Origin of the sequence: Bacteroides sp. 1_1_14, assembly GCF_000162515.1 — a bacterium.
In the GTDB taxonomy this organism is placed as follows: Bacteria; Bacteroidota; Bacteroidia; order Bacteroidales; family Bacteroidaceae; genus Bacteroides; species Bacteroides thetaiotaomicron.
This window is the reverse complement of record NZ_GG774703.1, coordinates 312,696-329,396: the sequence shown is the minus strand read 5'-3', so window position 1 is coordinate 329,396 and position 16,701 is coordinate 312,696. Positions and strand designations below refer to the sequence as shown.

At 44.0% G+C, this 16,701-nt stretch carries 9 protein-coding genes, 1 tRNA gene and 2 pseudogenes; 7 read left to right on the top strand and 5 right to left on the bottom strand.

Going from position 1 to position 16,701, the window contains the following annotated elements; genetic code table 11:
• Positions 1 to 191 precede the first annotated feature (191 nt).
• A tRNA-Ser gene (locus tag HMPREF9007_RS19600) sits at positions 192 to 276 on the bottom strand.
• Between the two features lie 132 nt (positions 277 to 408).
• Between HMPREF9007_RS19600 and HMPREF9007_RS19605 the strand changes: the two are divergent.
• The 3 genes and pseudogenes from HMPREF9007_RS19605 to HMPREF9007_RS19615 all read left to right on the top strand — a co-directional run bounded on the left by HMPREF9007_RS19605 (position 409) and on the right by HMPREF9007_RS19615 (position 5,276).
• Positions 409 to 2,909 (top strand): annotated as a pseudogene (locus HMPREF9007_RS19605) (Smr/MutS family protein).
• A gap of 88 nt (positions 2,910 to 2,997) precedes the next feature.
• Positions 2,998 to 4,050 (top strand): magnesium/cobalt transporter CorA, encoded by a 1,053-nt coding sequence (gene corA / locus HMPREF9007_RS19610; RefSeq protein WP_008760394.1) that lies wholly within the window; start codon positions 2,998 to 3,000, stop codon positions 4,048 to 4,050.
• Positions 4,051 to 4,067: 17 nt separating this feature from the next.
• The gene (locus HMPREF9007_RS19615) at positions 4,068 to 5,276 is read left to right on the top strand and encodes an L-serine ammonia-lyase (RefSeq protein WP_008760393.1); all 1,209 of its coding nucleotides are present in this window, start codon (positions 4,068 to 4,070) and stop codon (positions 5,274 to 5,276) included.
• Positions 5,277 to 5,328: 52 nt separating this feature from the next.
• Here HMPREF9007_RS19615 and HMPREF9007_RS19620 read toward each other — a convergent pair whose 3' ends face one another.
• The 4 genes from HMPREF9007_RS19620 to HMPREF9007_RS19635 form a co-directional block, all read right to left on the bottom strand.
• A complete protein-coding gene (locus tag HMPREF9007_RS19620; protein WP_008760392.1) occupies positions 5,329 to 5,829 on the bottom strand; it encodes a PepSY-like domain-containing protein in 501 nt (166 codons plus the stop codon).
• A gap of 45 nt (positions 5,830 to 5,874) precedes the next feature.
• The gene (locus HMPREF9007_RS19625; RefSeq protein WP_008760391.1) at positions 5,875 to 6,318 is read right to left on the bottom strand and encodes a PepSY-like domain-containing protein; all 444 of its coding nucleotides are present in this window, start codon (positions 6,316 to 6,318) and stop codon (positions 5,875 to 5,877) included.
• Between the two features lie 223 nt (positions 6,319 to 6,541).
• Entirely contained in the window at positions 6,542 to 7,720 is a 1,179-nt protein-coding gene (locus HMPREF9007_RS19630) for a heparin lyase I family protein (RefSeq protein WP_032850139.1), read from the bottom strand.
• Between the two features lie 135 nt (positions 7,721 to 7,855).
• A complete protein-coding gene (locus tag HMPREF9007_RS19635; RefSeq protein ID WP_008760389.1) occupies positions 7,856 to 8,407 on the bottom strand; it encodes a DUF4738 domain-containing protein in 552 nt (183 codons plus the stop codon).
• 150 nt (positions 8,408 to 8,557) lie between these two features.
• Here HMPREF9007_RS19635 and HMPREF9007_RS19640 point away from each other — a divergent pair.
• The 4 genes and pseudogenes from HMPREF9007_RS19640 to HMPREF9007_RS19655 form a co-directional block, all read left to right on the top strand.
• Positions 8,558 to 12,086 (top strand): annotated as a pseudogene (locus HMPREF9007_RS19640) (two-component regulator propeller domain-containing protein).
• A 115-nt stretch (positions 12,087 to 12,201) separates the two neighbouring features.
• On the top strand, positions 12,202 to 12,426 hold the full coding sequence (locus HMPREF9007_RS19645; RefSeq protein WP_008760387.1) for a hypothetical protein: 225 nt from the start codon (positions 12,202 to 12,204) through the stop codon (positions 12,424 to 12,426).
• Between the two features lie 2 nt (positions 12,427 to 12,428).
• Positions 12,429 to 15,410 carry a TonB-dependent receptor gene (locus tag HMPREF9007_RS19650; RefSeq protein ID WP_008760386.1) on the top strand — a complete coding sequence of 994 codons (2,982 nt, stop codon included), beginning with the start codon at positions 12,429 to 12,431 and terminating at the stop codon, positions 15,408 to 15,410.
• A 7-nt stretch (positions 15,411 to 15,417) separates the two neighbouring features.
• A partial coding sequence (locus HMPREF9007_RS19655; protein WP_008760385.1) for a RagB/SusD family nutrient uptake outer membrane protein occupies positions 15,418 to 16,701 on the top strand: 1,284 nt, incomplete at its 3' end.

Here is a 16,701-nt window from a genome sequence, read left to right as displayed (position 1 = left end):
AAATCAGCAACTTAACATTAAAATCGTTACTATTTTATTTCGCTCAATTTCAGTAACGATTTAGTAACACTACTTGTCCAAACGGGGCATTTCTTGTTCTTTCTTGTCTGTCGACAAACGAAAAAAGTCCCGTAAAACCTTGATTTTACGGGACTTGTCTTAACTTTCCACCATTTATCTTTAGTGTTCAGCGGAGAGACAGGGATTCGAACCCCGGGTACCTCGCAGTACAACGGTTTTCAAGACCGCCGCAATCGACCACTCTGCCACCTCTCCAAAACTCCTTTATCAGAAGTGCTTTCCGTTGAAAGCGGTGCAAAGGTACGAATCATTTTTAAATCTGCAAACAATCTGACATTTTTTTCGCGAAATAATCGTATTTTTGCAGCCTATAATAAGTATAAAGACATGATATATCCTCAAAATTTTGAGCAAAAGATAGGATTCGACCAAATAAGGCAGTTACTGAAAGACAAGTGTCTCAGCACTTTAGGCGAAGAGCGGGTTTCAGACATGAGCTTTTCCGAGCAATTTGAAGAAGTGGAAGAGAAACTGAACCAGGTAACTGAATTTGTGCGTATCATTCAGGAAGAAGACGGATTTCCCGATCAATTCTTCTTCGATGTCCGCCCATCACTGAAACGGGTACGGATAGAAGGCATGTATTTGGACGAACAAGAACTATTTGACCTACGCCGTTCATTAGAGACTATTCGTGATATCGTACGTTTTCTACACCGGAATGAAGAAGAGGAGGAAAACGATGTACCCTACCCCAGCCTGAAACGGTTGGCGGGAGATATAGCCGTATTCCCTCAACTGATTGGTAAAATAGACGGTATCCTTAATAAATATGGAAAAATAAAAGACAATGCGTCCAGCGAATTGGCCCGTATCCGTCGGGAGCTGTCCAGCACAATGGGAAGTATCTCACGTTCACTAAACAGTATCCTGCGCAATGCACAATCTGAAGGCTATGTAGACAAAGACGTAGCTCCGACTATGCGTGACGGCCGTCTCGTTATTCCTGTCGCACCGGGATTAAAACGAAGGATCAAAGGTATCGTGCACGATGAATCGGCAAGTGGAAAGACCGTATTCATCGAACCGGCAGAGGTCGTAGAAGCCAACAACCGTATTCGCGAACTTGAAGGGGATGAACGACGGGAAATCATTCGTATCCTTACAGAGTTTTCCAATATCCTGCGTCCATCTATTCCAGACATCCTTCAATCGTATGAATTTCTGGCAGAGATCGACTTTATCCGTGCGAAAAGTTATTTTGCCATACAGACCAACAGCCTGAAACCGACAGTAGAAAAGGAACAACTATTGGATTGGACAATGGCAGTGCATCCCTTACTGCAACTCTCATTAGCCAAACATGGGAAAAAGGTTGTTCCACTGGATATAGAACTAAACCAAAGCAGCGTATCCTTATCATTTCCGGTCCCAATGCCGGAGGAAAGTCTGTCTGTCTGAAAACAGTCGGTTTGCTACAATATATGTTGCAATGCGGTATGCTGATTCCTTTGCACGAACGCAGCCATGCAGGTATGTTCAGCAGTATCTTCATCGATATCGGTGACGAACAGTCCATCGAAGATGACCTGAGTACTTATTCTTCGCACCTGACCAATATGAAAATCATGATGAAAAGCTGCAATGAACGCAGCCTCATCCTGATCGACGAGTTCGGGGGAGGTACGGAACCACAGATCGGAGGAGCCATCGCCGAAGCTGTGCTGAAACGTTTCAATCAGAAAGAAACGTTCGGAGTAATAACGACTCACTATCAGAATCTGAAGCATTTTGCCGAAGATCATGAAGGAGTAGTCAACGGCGCCATGCTTTACGACCGCCATTTGATGCAGGCACTCTTTCAACTACAGATCGGAAATCCGGGCAGTTCATTTGCCGTAGAGATTGCCCGGAAAATCGGATTGCCGGAAGATGTGATTGCAGATGCTTCGGAAATTGTAGGAAGCGAATACATCAATGCCGATAAATATCTTCAGGACATTGTACGCGACAAGCGCTACTGGGAAGGGAAACGACAAACGATCCGCCAACGGGAAAAACACATGGAAGACACCATCGCCCGTTATCAAACGGAAATGGAAGAGTTGCAAAAATCACGGAAGGAGATTATCAGACAAGCTAAAGAAGAAGCTGAACGAATGTTGCAGGAATCAAACGCCCGCATCGAAAATACCATCCGTACGATTAAAGAAGCTCAGGCCGAAAAAGAAAAGACCCGCTTGGTACGTCAGGAGCTGAACGATTTCCGTACTTCCCTGGAAACAATGACTTCCAAAGAACAGGAAGAAAAGATTGCCCGCAAAATGGAGAAGCTGAAAGAGAAGCAGGAACGGAAGAAAAACAAGAAAAACGAACCGAAAACCGCCGCATCACAGACAGCCGCTACCCCTAAAGTAATACCTATCACCGTTGGTGAGAACGTAAAGATCAAGGGACAGACAAGCGTCGGACAGGTCATGGAAATCAATGGTAAAAATGCAACCGTCGCTTTCGGAAGCATTAAAACCACGGTGAAACTGGATCGTCTGGAGCGAAGCAACGCCGCCCCCAAGACGGAAGGAATAGCCAAAAGTACGTTTGTCAGCAGTCAGACACATGACCAGATGTACGAGAAGAAGCTTAATTTCAAGCAAGATATTGATGTACGGGGGATGCGTGGTGACGAGGCTCTGCAGGCTATCACTTATTTCGTAGACGATGCCATCCTTGTCGGTATGGACCGTGTACGTATTCTTCACGGAACAGGAACCGGAATACTCCGTACACTCATCCGCCAATACCTGTCCACCGTACCGGGCGTCAGTCATTATGCAGACGAGCATGTCCAGTTCGGAGGTGCCGGAATTACGGTAGTCGATTTTGACTAATCTGAAAACAAAACGATCGAAGAACTTGTTCTCATTTAGAAAACCACTACCTTTGTGTTACAGTGGTTTTCTAAAACGAGAATAAAGCATGAAGAATAATCTGTTAAGCGAAAAGCTTATTTACACAGGGGACAGCCTTACCCCCACCCATTTACATCTCTGCACATACAATGCAACCGAGATGCAGGAAAGTTCCGGTGACACCTTCCAAAGCGTCAAAGAAACATTGGATAACGAACGAATCAACTGGCTGCAGGTACACGGGCTGAAAGATACGGAAACCATCCGTGAGATTTGCAGTCATTTTGAAATAGACTTCCTCGTTTTACAAGACATATTAAATGCCGACCACCCGACGAAAATAGAAGAGCATGACAAATATATTGTCCTGATCCTGAAAATATTCTATCCCAATGAGCATAAAGAGGATGATGACCTCGACGGATTGCTCCAACAACAAGTCTGCATCATTCTGGGAAATAACTATGTACTTACCTTTCTTGAAAAAGAAACAGATTTCTTTGATGAAATCAACGCCGCATTGAGAAACGATATACTGAAAATTCGTAGCCGTCTGACGGATTATCTGCTCAGTGTATTGCTGAACAGCATCATGGCGAACTACATTTCAACGATATCTTCCATCGACGATGCACTCGAAGACCTGGAAGAAGAACTGCTGATGATTACCAATGAGAATGACATCGGCATTCAGATTCAGGGGCTGCGCCGCCAATATATGCTGATGAAAAAGGCCATCCTCCCGCTTAAAGAGCAATATGTAAAATTGTTGCGGGCAGAAAATCTCCTTATACATAAAGTAAACCGTGCCTTCTACAATGATGTGAACGACCATTTACAATTTGTATTACAAACGATTGAAATCTGCCGTGAAACACTGTCTTCATTAGTCGACCTGTATATCTCGAACAATGATTTACGAATGAACGATATCATGAAGCGGCTGACCATCGTATCCACCATTTTCATCCCGCTAACGTTTCTTGTCGGTGTGTGGGGAATGAATTACAAATGGATGCCCGAACTGGACTGGCGGTACGGATATTTATTTGCCTGGATTATAATGGCGGTTATCGGTATTATTGTATATTTGTACTTCAGAAAAAAGAAATGGTATTAACTAAAGCGCACCCATCCATGAAATCAATAAAAGAATTATACAGAATCGGCACAGGTCCTTCCAGCAGTCATACAATGGGCCCTCGTAAAGCTGCAGAAATGTTTGTTGAACGTCACCCGGATGCCGCATCTTTCAAAGTAACCCTTTATGGAAGTTTGGCAGCTACAGGCAAAGGGCACATGACGGATGTGGCTATCATAGATACTTTACAACCTGCCGCTCCGGTAGAAATCGTATGGCAACCCAAAGTTTTCCTCCCCTTCCATCCGAACGGAATGACATTTGCCGCTCTGGATGCAAACAACAAGATATTGGAAAACTGGACGGTTTACAGTATCGGTGGCGGAGCTTTGGCAGAGAATAATGACAACCCGACAATCGAAAGCCCGGAAGTATACGGCATGAACAACATGACCGAAATCCTGCAATGGTGTGAACGTACCGGAAAAAGTTATTGGGAGTATGTCAAGGAATGTGAGAACGAGGATATATGGGACTATCTGGCAGAAGTATGGGACACAATGAAAGACGCTATCCACCGAGGTCTGGAAGCGGAAGGTGTATTGCCCGGACCGCTGAACTTACGTAGAAAAGCTTCCACCTATTATATACGTGCTACCGGATACAAACAATCTCTGCAATCCAGAGGACTCGTTTTCTCTTACGCACTGGCAGTCAGCGAAGAAAACGCTTCCGGTGGAAAGATCGTGACTGCCCCTACCTGTGGTTCCTGCGGAGTGATGCCGGCAGTACTTTATCATTTACAAAAAAGCCGTGACTTCAGTGACATGCGGATTCTTCGCGCCTTGGCTACAGCTGGGCTAATTGGAAACATTGTCAAGTTCAATGCGTCCATCTCCGGTGCGGAAGTAGGATGTCAGGGAGAAGTCGGCGTTGCCTGCGCGATGGCATCAGCAGCAGCCAATCAATTATTCGGAGGAAGTCCGGCACAGATTGAATATGCTGCGGAAATGGGGCTGGAACACCACCTGGGGATGACTTGCGACCCCGTATGCGGTCTCGTTCAAATCCCTTGTATCGAGCGGAATGCTTATGCTGCCGCCCGTGCACTGGATGCCAATCTTTATTCAGCCTTTACAGACGGTATGCACCGTGTTTCTTTCGACAAAGTGGTACAGGTAATGAAACAAACCGGACATGACCTGCCCTCACTGTATAAGGAAACCAGCGAAGGAGGACTGGCCAAAGATTATCAACAAATGTAATATAATGACTACAGAGGAGTGTCTGTCCACATTCCTCTGTACATAACTAATTCTACTCCATAACCGGCCAATTCGTATCATCGCCATTGGTGATATCCCTTTCATGCAACAAGCCTCCTTCCTGCGAAAAGTACAGTGCAAATCTCAGATTTCCCTGTTTCACTTGAATCACGGACTCAGTAGGATGCTGCGGATACGTCAATACAAACACATCGGTCACTACCCATGAACTGTAGTTGGAATTACGGAAACCGGTATAAACGGCAGGTACTAACTGATCGATACTATCCAGTTCGTTTTCCGTCATCACCCAGTTGGCATTCGCGTCGAACCAAACATCCAGTTCGTCACCAGTCACCCAGCAGTCAGCTACATAATAATCTCCTTTCATCTCCCACTCCACATTCTGGGCATTCGGATATAGTTGCTTCAATGCCTCTGTGATATTGGCAGGCGGATTATACGTTTCATCATCATTATCATCACATGCGCTGAAAGAAAAGGCAGTCAGCATTAAAACGACTGCCCATGCGCCAAACTTAAACTTCAACATAATTAATTCTTAGGATTTAGGTTATATCATATTTTCATTTAATCATCAATCATCCGCTTTCAGGAATTTTCCTTTCTTGTCGAACTTGAAAGAAACGCCGGTACTTAATTCCACTTCATATCCTTTCCGGTCACGCTCCACTTTTGTCACAGGCTCTGTGAAGTTATGCTCTTTCAGATAACTGACAGCAAACGAAGGAACAACACTTGCCGGAACTGCATGCCCTTTACTAGCACTTACTTCCTCCCAGTTACCTTTACTATCAAAATCTATTTCCGTACCGTCCGTCAATAACACTTCATACTTGGCAGACTCCAACAGATCTTTATCAATCTTGATATGAGCCACCTGAGGTTTGGTAAAATGACGGTTGATAAAGTTGCGTGCCGGAAGCGGTAGCTGATTCATATCCTTTGTAATCACATCGCCGGCAAATGAGAACTGTATAGCTACAATAGCCATCACAAGCAAAGATAAAATTTTCTTCATAATCGTTATTCTTTTTAGTTAATACTATATCTGATAAGTTTTATACTGCAAATAACGATACAGATTTAGGAAAGATTTGGGAATAACCAGAGATCACATTCTTTTTTGTGTTCTTTAACTTTCAGTCTTGAATTTACCCCATAAAAAAGATCCGGATGCCCACTCAGGAACATCCGGATCGCTCTCTCTTCACCTTAACTTTTAACCTTAACTATTTACCTATTTATCTTTCCGAATATCCTGCGAGATTGTAGCAAACGGGAACGGTACTATCACCTACGCGGTAAATTCCGAACTTAAAGTAATACCCGTCTTCGTCGTTACGTCCAATCAGAATCTTCTCATTATCGACAATGTGTTTGCTCACTTTCTTACCTTGCTCCTGATAATCCATCCGTACATCCAGCATGCCCGGTTTCACAATCGTTTCCGCTTCCTTGCCATAGACCGTCCAGTCGATATGGACACGGAAAGTAATCCAGCAGTCTTTCGGGAAATCGGCAAAAGGTAATTTGTAGGCAATGGTGGATGCCTTGTATTCAGAAGTCAGCGGTTTCATAACGGGCGTCTTTCCCGGGTTTGCATTGCAACGGTCATCTTTGTCTGTCAGCCATTTACGGTCGGAGTTTGCTTTGATATAAAACAGTCCTCCGGAAAATCCGAATGCCAATGGCGGGTATCCTCCCTGTTCAACCAACCATCCGTTGGGTTTTCCTGCCTTATATACAGGTTTTCCATTTTTATCTTTCACCGGATTACCTTGTTTATCCAGTCTGGCCACTTTTTCGTGTCCGACATTCTTTTTGAAGAAGGTCGTTTTTTCCAGTTCTACAAATTCGTCAACAGTCAGTTTCTTCACCTCGCCCTGAGGAGTCTGGACCAGCGTCCGGTCGGGCATTCCGTGCCATTGGGCAAAGATGGTGGAGACATTGCTGTCTAAAGAAGAAGGAATATAAACCGAAAACTCATAGTCGCGGGAACTTCCTTGCGGACAAGCTCCCTTCCCGTGATGATAAACTGTCTTTGTGATCTGTGCTTTCTGATAAATGTCGGCAGGTAATCCCCTAAAATCGTCAGAAGTTGCATAGCAATATGAAAACTCGGCACGTCCTTTCGTTTCTCCTTTCGCATAACCTTCCAGTGTATTGTCTTCGGTTTTGAGTTCAAAGCGATAGGAGGGCTTGCCATCAAACAGGTTGGTAAAATCACGCTGAATGGCATGAGGTTTATTCGTCCCGACAGCTACCCAGCAACCGTCAATAATCTGGTTGATACGTGCAGAGTCAGCCTGTACGTTTACCCGTTCGGTGAGTGGCATCAGTGTTTGCGTATTTTTAGTCTGAGCAGTCAGCATCGTGCATCCTGCCGCCATCATATAAATAACCAAAATGTATTTTTTCATTCTATCCGGTATTAAGTTTATCGACGGTGCAAAAATACGAAAGGCAACCCTTACGGCTGCCTTTCGTTTGTCTCAAATGCTTTCACATTTGTGCAATTCTTCTGTCAGAAACGTCTTATATCCCCATTCACAAGTCTATTCAGGTGTTTCTTCCGTATAATCGTCTTCCAACATATCTACTTTCTTTATGCTCATTTTTCCATCGGCCGTTACAGTGATGGAAAGCGGAACATACAAATCGGTCTGCGGATAGCACACACTGGCGGCGTAGACAATTCCCTCCGGTGTAGTCTTGTCATATACGATTCCTTCAAGTATGGATTTTGAAAGGAATTTCGCGTCGACTACCGATGAAAAGTCGTTCTTCGTAAATGTCTTGTTGAGTACGTTTTCACTTCCCCGGGTGATGCGCAACACTATTTTATTGTCTACATACGTATCCCCCATCTCATTGGAGACGTGAGGCAGACTTTCGTCAGGAGTACGCGAAACCAGCGAATGATAGTCTCTTCCCTTAAACTTAATATCAGTTTCAGCTTTTGAACTTTGCATACGCTGCAACCCGTGAGCATCTACACTGTCTTGCCTTGCCAATACCGATTCTTTATTTGAACTTCCGTTCTTACCGCCACAGGCTGCCACTGCCAGAGCCAATGGTAACAAAAGCAGATAAATTAGCTTTTTCATTCCGAACTATTCTGTTTTATAAATATAGAGCAAAGGAACAAAAAGACGGGGAGATTTACAAGTGTAACCGACATTTTTCCTACATTTGCAATCAAGAGTGCTAATATTAACACAACATTTAAAGATTTAATGCCTTGCAAACCTGATATCATGTATCAACGAATCATAGCCATTCTTTTTTTCCTTTATGCATCTTGCATCCTAAGCAACAGCGCTTATGGAAAAAAAAGTAAATTATCAGCAATTCGACAATATTTATCTCGGTGCTGAGGCATCGGTTGTCAGCTGTTTCCTTCAAGACAGTGAAGGATTGATATGGATAGGTTCCAACAAGGGATTATTCAGCTATGACGGTTACTCCACACAGCAACATTTTACTTACGGTGAAAACAATAATACCCGTATCTACTGCGGTGTCATTATAGACAACACCTATTTATATATGGGGACAGACAACGGAATCCTGGTTTATAATTACCGGGCTGACCGCTACGAGCAACCGGAAACTGACTTTCCGACAGATGTACGCACCATGGCTCTTCAAGGAGATACCCTATGGCTAGGCGCCTTAAACGGTTTATACACTTATCAGCTGCAAAGCCGGAAACTGACATCTTTTGATACCAGACGCAACGGACTTCCCAATAATACCATATACTCCATTATCCGCACCAAGGATAATCAAATTTATGTGGGAACCTACAACGGACTATGCCGCTATATCCCGTCCAACGGGAAATTCGAAGGCATTCCTCTTCCCGTCCATAGCAGTCAAAGTAACCTGTTCGTCAATTCTTTGCTGGAAGATACTACCCGCCAGTGTGTCTGGATTGGTACGGAAGGCTATCTCTTCCAATACTTTCCGTCAACCGGACAGATAAAACAGACAGAAGCCTTCCATAATAATTCGATCAAATCATTAGCCCTGGATGGAAACGGAGACTTACTGGCAGGTACAGACAACGGACTTTACGTCTATCATAACGATACCACCCCGCTACAACACATCATTCACGACTCCCGCAATATCCAGTCGTTGACCAATAATATCATCTGGAATATCTTTGCCGACCAGGAACATAACATCTGGCTGGGTACCGACTATGGCATCTCCCTCTCACGCTATAATAGTGCGCTGCAGTTTATTCCAATCTCACAGATTACAGGTACGGGAGACGGAAACCAATTCTACTCCCTGTTTCGTGACTCAAAAGGGTTCTATTGGTTTGGAGGAGCCAACGGATTAATTCGTTTCACTGATCCTGCCGGAGAAAGACACGATGCCATTTGGTACAGAATGGGCGACAAGACTTATCCATTATCTCACAACCGCATCCGGCATATTTACGAAGACAAAGAACAGCAGTTATGGATTGCTACCGACGGAAGCATCAACCGCTACGATTATGCAACCCGCCAATTCATACACTACAACATTGTAGACAATACAGGAACGTATAATACCAACTGGACCTATTATATATTTGAAGATACCGCCGGACAACTATGGATTTCAACATGCCTTGGAGGAATCTTTGTAGTAGACAAGCACAAATTGATGCAATCTACCTCCGGACAATATATAGCCGAACAGAATTACTCCGTCCACAACGGACTGTCCGGTATGTTTATCAACCAGATTATTCCCGATAATGAAGGCAATGTATGGGTATTGCTCTACAATAATAAAGGAATAGATAAAATTAATCCCCGCACACGGGAAGTAACGAAATTATTTGCAGACGAATTAACCGGAGAGAAAAGCCCCAACTACCTGTTATGTGATGAGGACGGCTTGCTTTGGGTAGGATTTCATGGCGGTGTCATGCGCATCAACCCCAAAGACGAGAGCCAGCAGAGTATCTCCTTCGGAAGTTTCAGCAACAACGAGATTTTATCCATGACTTGCGTGAAGAACTCCATCTGGGTATCCACTACCAACGGCCTCTGGATTATCGACCGGAAAACAATGGATGCCCGACAGCAGAATATGACAAACAAACGCTTTACAAGCCTGCTGTTCGACCCGAAAGAAGATTGTGTCTATCTGGGAGGAGCCGACGGCTTCGGTATCTCACACTCCAACCTAGAAGCCACATACCAACCGGAACGTCCGATTCTGTTGACTGCCTTATACATTAACAATCAACTGGTATCGCCACGCACCAGAGATAACGTTCCCAATATCCGATATACCAACTCAATTAAATTAAAATATGATCAGAATAACCTGTCATTCGAGTTATCCGACCTTCCTTATTCGCTGGACGAGAAAAACAAGTTTGTCTATCGTCTGGAAGGCATGGACAAAGAATGGAACTTTCTGAAATCCAATATCAACCGTATTACATACAGTAATCTGAGTTATGGAAATTATCAGCTTATCATCAGCAAGCTGGAGAGAGACGGACAACCATCCAACCGTCCTCATATTCTGAATATCCGGATTCTTCCACCGTGGTACTATACGATATGGGCAAAAGCCATCTATATCTTACTGCTGCTCAGTCTTATCGCATGGACAATCAACTTTTTCCGCGTTAAAAACCGCCTGAAAGCAGAACGCAGGGAAAAAGAAAAAATACTGGAACAGTCCCGTCAGAAAATGGCATTCTTCACCAACTTATCCAATGAGCTGAAGACACCTCTCAGCCGGATCATAGCTCCTATCAGCCAGTTACTTCCGTCTACGGAAGAAGTACACGAAAAACAGACACTGGAAGAAGTGCAGCGCAACGCCATGAAAATCAACTCGCTGATTCATCAGGTACTCAACTTCAACCGGATTGAAGACAATAAAGATTCATTGCTTATCCTGTCACGCATCGAACTTGTATCATTCAGCCGCAGTTTGTTTTCAGTCTATGAGGAAGACAAACGGTTCACGTTCCATTTCGAAGCAAACAAAGCGAAGATTTACGCCGATATGGATGCCATCAAACTTGGAGTAATACTAGATAATCTATTATCAAATGCTGTCAAGTTCACCTCAGAGGGCGGAAGTATCCGCTTATCCCTTTTCTATCGGCAGGAAACCGGTTTGCTGGAGATTTGCGTTTCCGATACGGGAGCAGGCATTCCGCAACAGGATATTCCCTATATCTTCCAACGTTTCTTCCAGTCACCCCATAGCGGCAGCAAAGAAGGCACAGGTATCGGACTTTATCTGGTAAAGACCTACACGGAATTACACGGCGGTTCTATCGATGGAGTCACCTCCGAAAAAGGAAAGGGAACTTCCATCGGGCTGAGCATTCCGGTCATTGCCGTAGAGGAAGACGAAATACCAGTCATAGCATCCAAAAAACAGTTGGAATCTCTCCCCATACTTAAACCGATCGAAGCAGAATCGCAGGATGAGAAATTTCTGTCGAACATTATCCGTCTGATTGAAGATCACCTCTCCGATGCAGACCTGAATGTCAACGCACTTTGCGAACTGTCGGGAATCAGTAACAAACAGATTTACCGGAAAATCAAGCAACTCACCGGAATGTCTCCCGTGGAATATATCAAGTCCATCCGCATGAAGAAAGCTGCCATGTTATTGCAACAAAAGAAATTCACCGTTGCCGAAGTGATGTATATGGTAGGATTTTCCAATCATTCTTATTTCTCCAAATGCTTTCAGGCAGAGTTTGGAAAAACACCGCGCCAATACTTGAATGACGGGCTGTAGAGGCATTTTAGGGCTTTTCGTCCTATTTTTATCCTTATATGTCCAATCTGTGCTTTTATGAAAATGCCAGGCAGTCTATCTTTGCCGCTATCAACAAACCACTAAATTTGATAGCATGAAAAGACAGTTTATTCTTACTTGTATTTGTCCGTTATTTGCCTTCGTCAGCACACAAGGTAAAACGACTTCCACACCTTTCGCACATGCTTACCGTGCCCTCGGCTATTTGAGAGCAGATCGTAAGGCAGCTATAGATAAAGATGTATACCACTTCTCCCGACCGAATGATACTATTAACCGATATTTCAATAAAATAAATCTTTTACCAATTACACAATAATTATGAACTGTAATATCTTAAATCTACGCCATCTGACTGTACTACTTATATTATGTACAGCTTTTCTTGGAGGCGCAATTCCTGCCTTTGCCCAACAGGGAGGCAAGAAAATGACCGGACAAGTGATCGATGAGAACAAAGAGCCGATGATCGGAGTCAGCATTCTTATCGTAGGAACATCGACAGGTACAGTGACCGACTTTGACGGAAACTATACTCTGAATGTACCGAAAGACAGTAAGGAACTACAATTTTCTTACGTAGGATATGAAACTAAAGTGATAACTATCCCCGTAAACAGTAACGTACTGAATGTACAAATGAAAAGCGACTCACAAGTACTGAGTGATGTAGTAATCATCGGATACGGAACACAACGCAAAAGCGATCTGACTGGCTCGGTTGCCTCTGTGGGTACTAAAGACTTTAATAAAGGCATGGTTTCATCGCCCGAAGAGCTTGTGAATGGCAAGATAGCCGGTGTGCAAATAGTAAATGGCGGAGGTTCGCCTACATCTGTCTCAACCATACGCATTCGTGGTGGTGCATCACTTAACGCATCCAATGACCCATTAATTGTACTGGACGGGGTTCCTATGGAAGTGGGTGGTTCCATATCCGGCGGCGGAAACTTTCTAAGCCTTATAAATCCGAACGACATAGAGAGTATGACCGTGCTGAAAGATGCTTCATCCACTGCTATTTATGGATCACGAGCATCCAACGGCGTCATCATCATAACAACCAAAAAGGGAAGCGGGAGTGATATTAAGGTCTCTTTCCAAACGACCAATTCCATTGCAACCAAGACCAAGACTTCGGATATGCTGAACACAGACGAATTTATAAATATTGTCAATCAGTATGGTACGGAACACCAAAAGTCATTGCTTGGTGACTATCGTACAAACTGGAACGATGAAATTTATCAAACAGCTTTCGGAACAGATAATAACCTTAGTGTTTCAGGACTTGCACTTCCTTGGTTGCCATTTCGTGTTTCAACCGGTATGTATTATCAGGATGGTATCTTGAAAACGGATAATACAAAACGCTTTACCGGAAACATAAACCTTACTCCTTCGTTTTTCCATAACGAGCTGAGATTTAATATAGGTTTAAAAGGCACTTATTCTAAGAACCGCTTTGCTGATACCGATGCAATTTGGGCAGGCAGTACGCTCAACCCCACCATTCCGGTATATTCCGGAAACGACACCTTTGGTGGTTACAACGAGGCTATCGATGCCAATGGCGTACCGGTGACGGGAGCATTAGCCAATGCTGTCGGCCGACTGAATCAATACGATTCCACATCGGATGTCTATCGATTTATAGGAAGTGCCAGCGTGGATTGGAATGTAAAATGGGTAAAGGGCTTGCGTTTGCATACTACGGGCGGATATGACTGGTCAAAAGGCAAAGGACATATTTATGTACCTAAAGAGGCCGTTTCTTATTATACAACCGGCGGACGTGACTACACATACGGCCCGCAAAAGAATTACAATAAACTGCTCACGATTTATGCCAATTATCATAATGACTTCGATGCTATTCATTCCGGCATTGATGTAACAGTAGGATATGATTATCAATTCTGGAAATATACCACTCCGTTTTATGCCATTCTGAGTGCCGATGGAGTACAGCAGTCGACTTCTGCCGCAACCGATCAGCGGCATTCACTCATGTCATACTATGGGCGTTTGAATTACACATTCATGGATCGCTATTTGCTTACGGCCACCATGCGCCGCGACGGCTCGTCTCGATTTGCATCCGACAATCGTTGGGGTACTTTCCCCTCAGTAGCCTTAGCTTGGAGGGTTTCACAAGAGCACTTCTTTGAGCCTTTGCGCACAGTGATGAATGACGTGAAGTTACGCGTATCCTATGGTATAACCGGACAGCAAGATGGTATCACCAATTATGGCTACATTCCGGTCTACACTCCGGGACTTGACGGAGCACAATACCTGTTTGGCGGAAATCCGATATATACCTATCGTCCTGAAGCATATAATCCTGAATTGAAATGGGAAACTACTAAATCATGGAACTATGGTATAGATCTGGCATTTTTAGAAAACAGATTTACCTTTTCTGCTGATTTCTATACCAGAAAGACCGAAAATCTTCTGGCCACTGTTCCGATGCCAGCCGGTACGAACTTTGATAAGCTAATGCTTCAAAATGTGGGCAATGTAGACTCAAAAGGACTTGAACTCTCTGTTACCGGACACATCATCAATACAAAAAATTGGTCATGGACGGCAAGTGCCAATGCTGCATGGCAAAAAGTAAGGATAAAGAATCTTACGCTTACTCCCGGTGCTCCAAGCCCTGACACAGAAGTAGGCCCTTGGATTGATGCTTACCAGATGCAGGTGTTCTCTACTGATTACGCTCCCTACTCATTCTATTTATACAAGCAATTGTATGATGCGGAGACGGGGCAACCCATTGAAGGCTTGTATGCCGACCTTGACGGAGATGGCGAGATAACGAACAAAGACCGCTACCATCATCATTCACCGGCTCCGGACTGGATTTTGGGCTTTTCAACCTCGCTGCGCTATAAGAAGTGGACACTTTCAACCTCGCTTAGAGCCAATATAGGAGGATATATCTTTAATGGTATGGCCATGAATACAGGTGCATGGGAAACCATGAGCTATAACGATTATCAACTTAATAACTTAAATCGGAGTTTCCTGGATACCCGCTTTACCAAGAGGCAGTTTCTCAGCGACCATTATCTTGAAAACGCTTCGTTCTTGAAGATGGACAACCTGCAACTCTCTTATGACTTCGGTCGCATATATAAGACCATCGGCCTTCATGCCTCTGCCATGGTGCAGAATGTCTTTACCGTGACTAAATATAAAGGTGTAGACCCTGAAACAGCCAATGGTGTCGACACATCTGTTTATCCGCGTCCCCGCACGTATTCTATCACTATTGGCCTTAATTTTAACTGAATAAACCATGAAGAAAATTAATATACTAACAATAATCGTATGGTGCATGACCCTTGTAGCAAGCTCGTGTACAGATGTTCTTGATCAGATGCCGACAACAGAAGATACCTCAAAAGATGTTTATGCTGAAGCGGCAAATTATAAGAGAGTTCTTGCCAAAATATATGCCTCGTATGTTCTTGCAGGACAAGGACAAGGGGGAGATAACGGAGACCTCAAGAGCATCAACAAACAAGACTTTTCCCGTGGCTATTTCAATCTGCAAGAAGCCGCTACCGATGAAGTAGCTAATACCTGGCTTTCAGGAAACAACCTGTCTGACCTTACCTATATCAGTTGGGATGCGAAAGATTCTTGGGTTTCTGACTCCTATTACTGGCTTTTCTTCAACATAGCCTTGTGTAATGAGTTTCTTCGCCATTGTTCGGATGAAGAGATTGCCCGGTTTTCAGAAGCCGAACAAACTGAGATCCGTACTTTCCGTTCGGAAGCTCGTTTTATGAGATCATTCAGTTATTGGATGGTACTCGATTTGTATCGTCAAGGTCCTAAAGTGGATGAAAATACGCCAGTTATCGGTTATATCCCGGAAGCCTACGATGGGATTGGGATGTTTGATTTTATCGAAAGCGAACTGAAAGAACTGGTTGCCGAAGGAGTTTCATCAGCATTGCCCGCTACCAACGAATACGGCCGTGCCAGTAAACCCGTGGCATGGGCACTCCTTGCCCGTCTTTATTTAAACAGCGCAGTATATCGTGGCAATGTGGATACTAAGTATTATACAGAATGTATTACTGCTTGCAAACAAGTAATTTCCAATCCTGCATTCTATCTGGAACCGGAATATGCCAAATTATTTAATGCCGATAATCACAAGCGAACACATGAAATTTTGTTTGCTATGGTGTGTGACGCCACAACATCAGTTACGTGGGGCGGAGGAACATATATAATTTGTGGATCATGTGGCAATTCGAGCACACAAGACCCCGCCAAGTACGGATTGTCCAACGGCTGGGGTATGTTTCGTGCGCGTGGTGAGATGACAGCAAAGTTTGGAGATATTGCTACAACCAAAGACAGCCGCGCTATGTTTTATACAGATGGACAAGCACAGTTCTTTACCGGTGCAATCGATAACCAAGCCGAAGGCTATTTCTTTGAAAAGTTCTCCAATCTCACTGATGAGGGCGTAGCAGCATCCAATTCTGCTGCCACAGGATGCTCTACCGACTATCCCCTACTCCGGCTTGCCGACATCTATCTGATGGCAGCCGAAGCACAACTC

Coding starts and splice junctions, on each gene's coding strand:
- HMPREF9007_RS19620 (WP_008760392.1), bottom strand. CDS start 5,829: ATGTTGAAGTTTAAGTTTGGCGCATGGGCAGTCGTTTTAATGCTGACT.
- HMPREF9007_RS19615 (WP_008760393.1), top strand. CDS start 4,068: ATGAAATCAATAAAAGAATTATACAGAATCGGCACAGGTCCTTCCAGC.
- HMPREF9007_RS19635 (WP_008760389.1), bottom strand. CDS start 8,407: ATGAAAAAGCTAATTTATCTGCTTTTGTTACCATTGGCTCTGGCAGTG.
- HMPREF9007_RS19645 (WP_008760387.1), top strand. CDS start 12,202: ATGAAAAGACAGTTTATTCTTACTTGTATTTGTCCGTTATTTGCCTTC.
- corA (WP_008760394.1), top strand. CDS start 2,998: ATGAAGAATAATCTGTTAAGCGAAAAGCTTATTTACACAGGGGACAGC.
- HMPREF9007_RS19630 (WP_032850139.1), bottom strand. CDS start 7,720: ATGAAAAAATACATTTTGGTTATTTATATGATGGCGGCAGGATGCACG.
- HMPREF9007_RS19625 (WP_008760391.1), bottom strand. CDS start 6,318: ATGAAGAAAATTTTATCTTTGCTTGTGATGGCTATTGTAGCTATACAG.
- HMPREF9007_RS19650 (WP_008760386.1), top strand. CDS start 12,429: ATGAACTGTAATATCTTAAATCTACGCCATCTGACTGTACTACTTATA.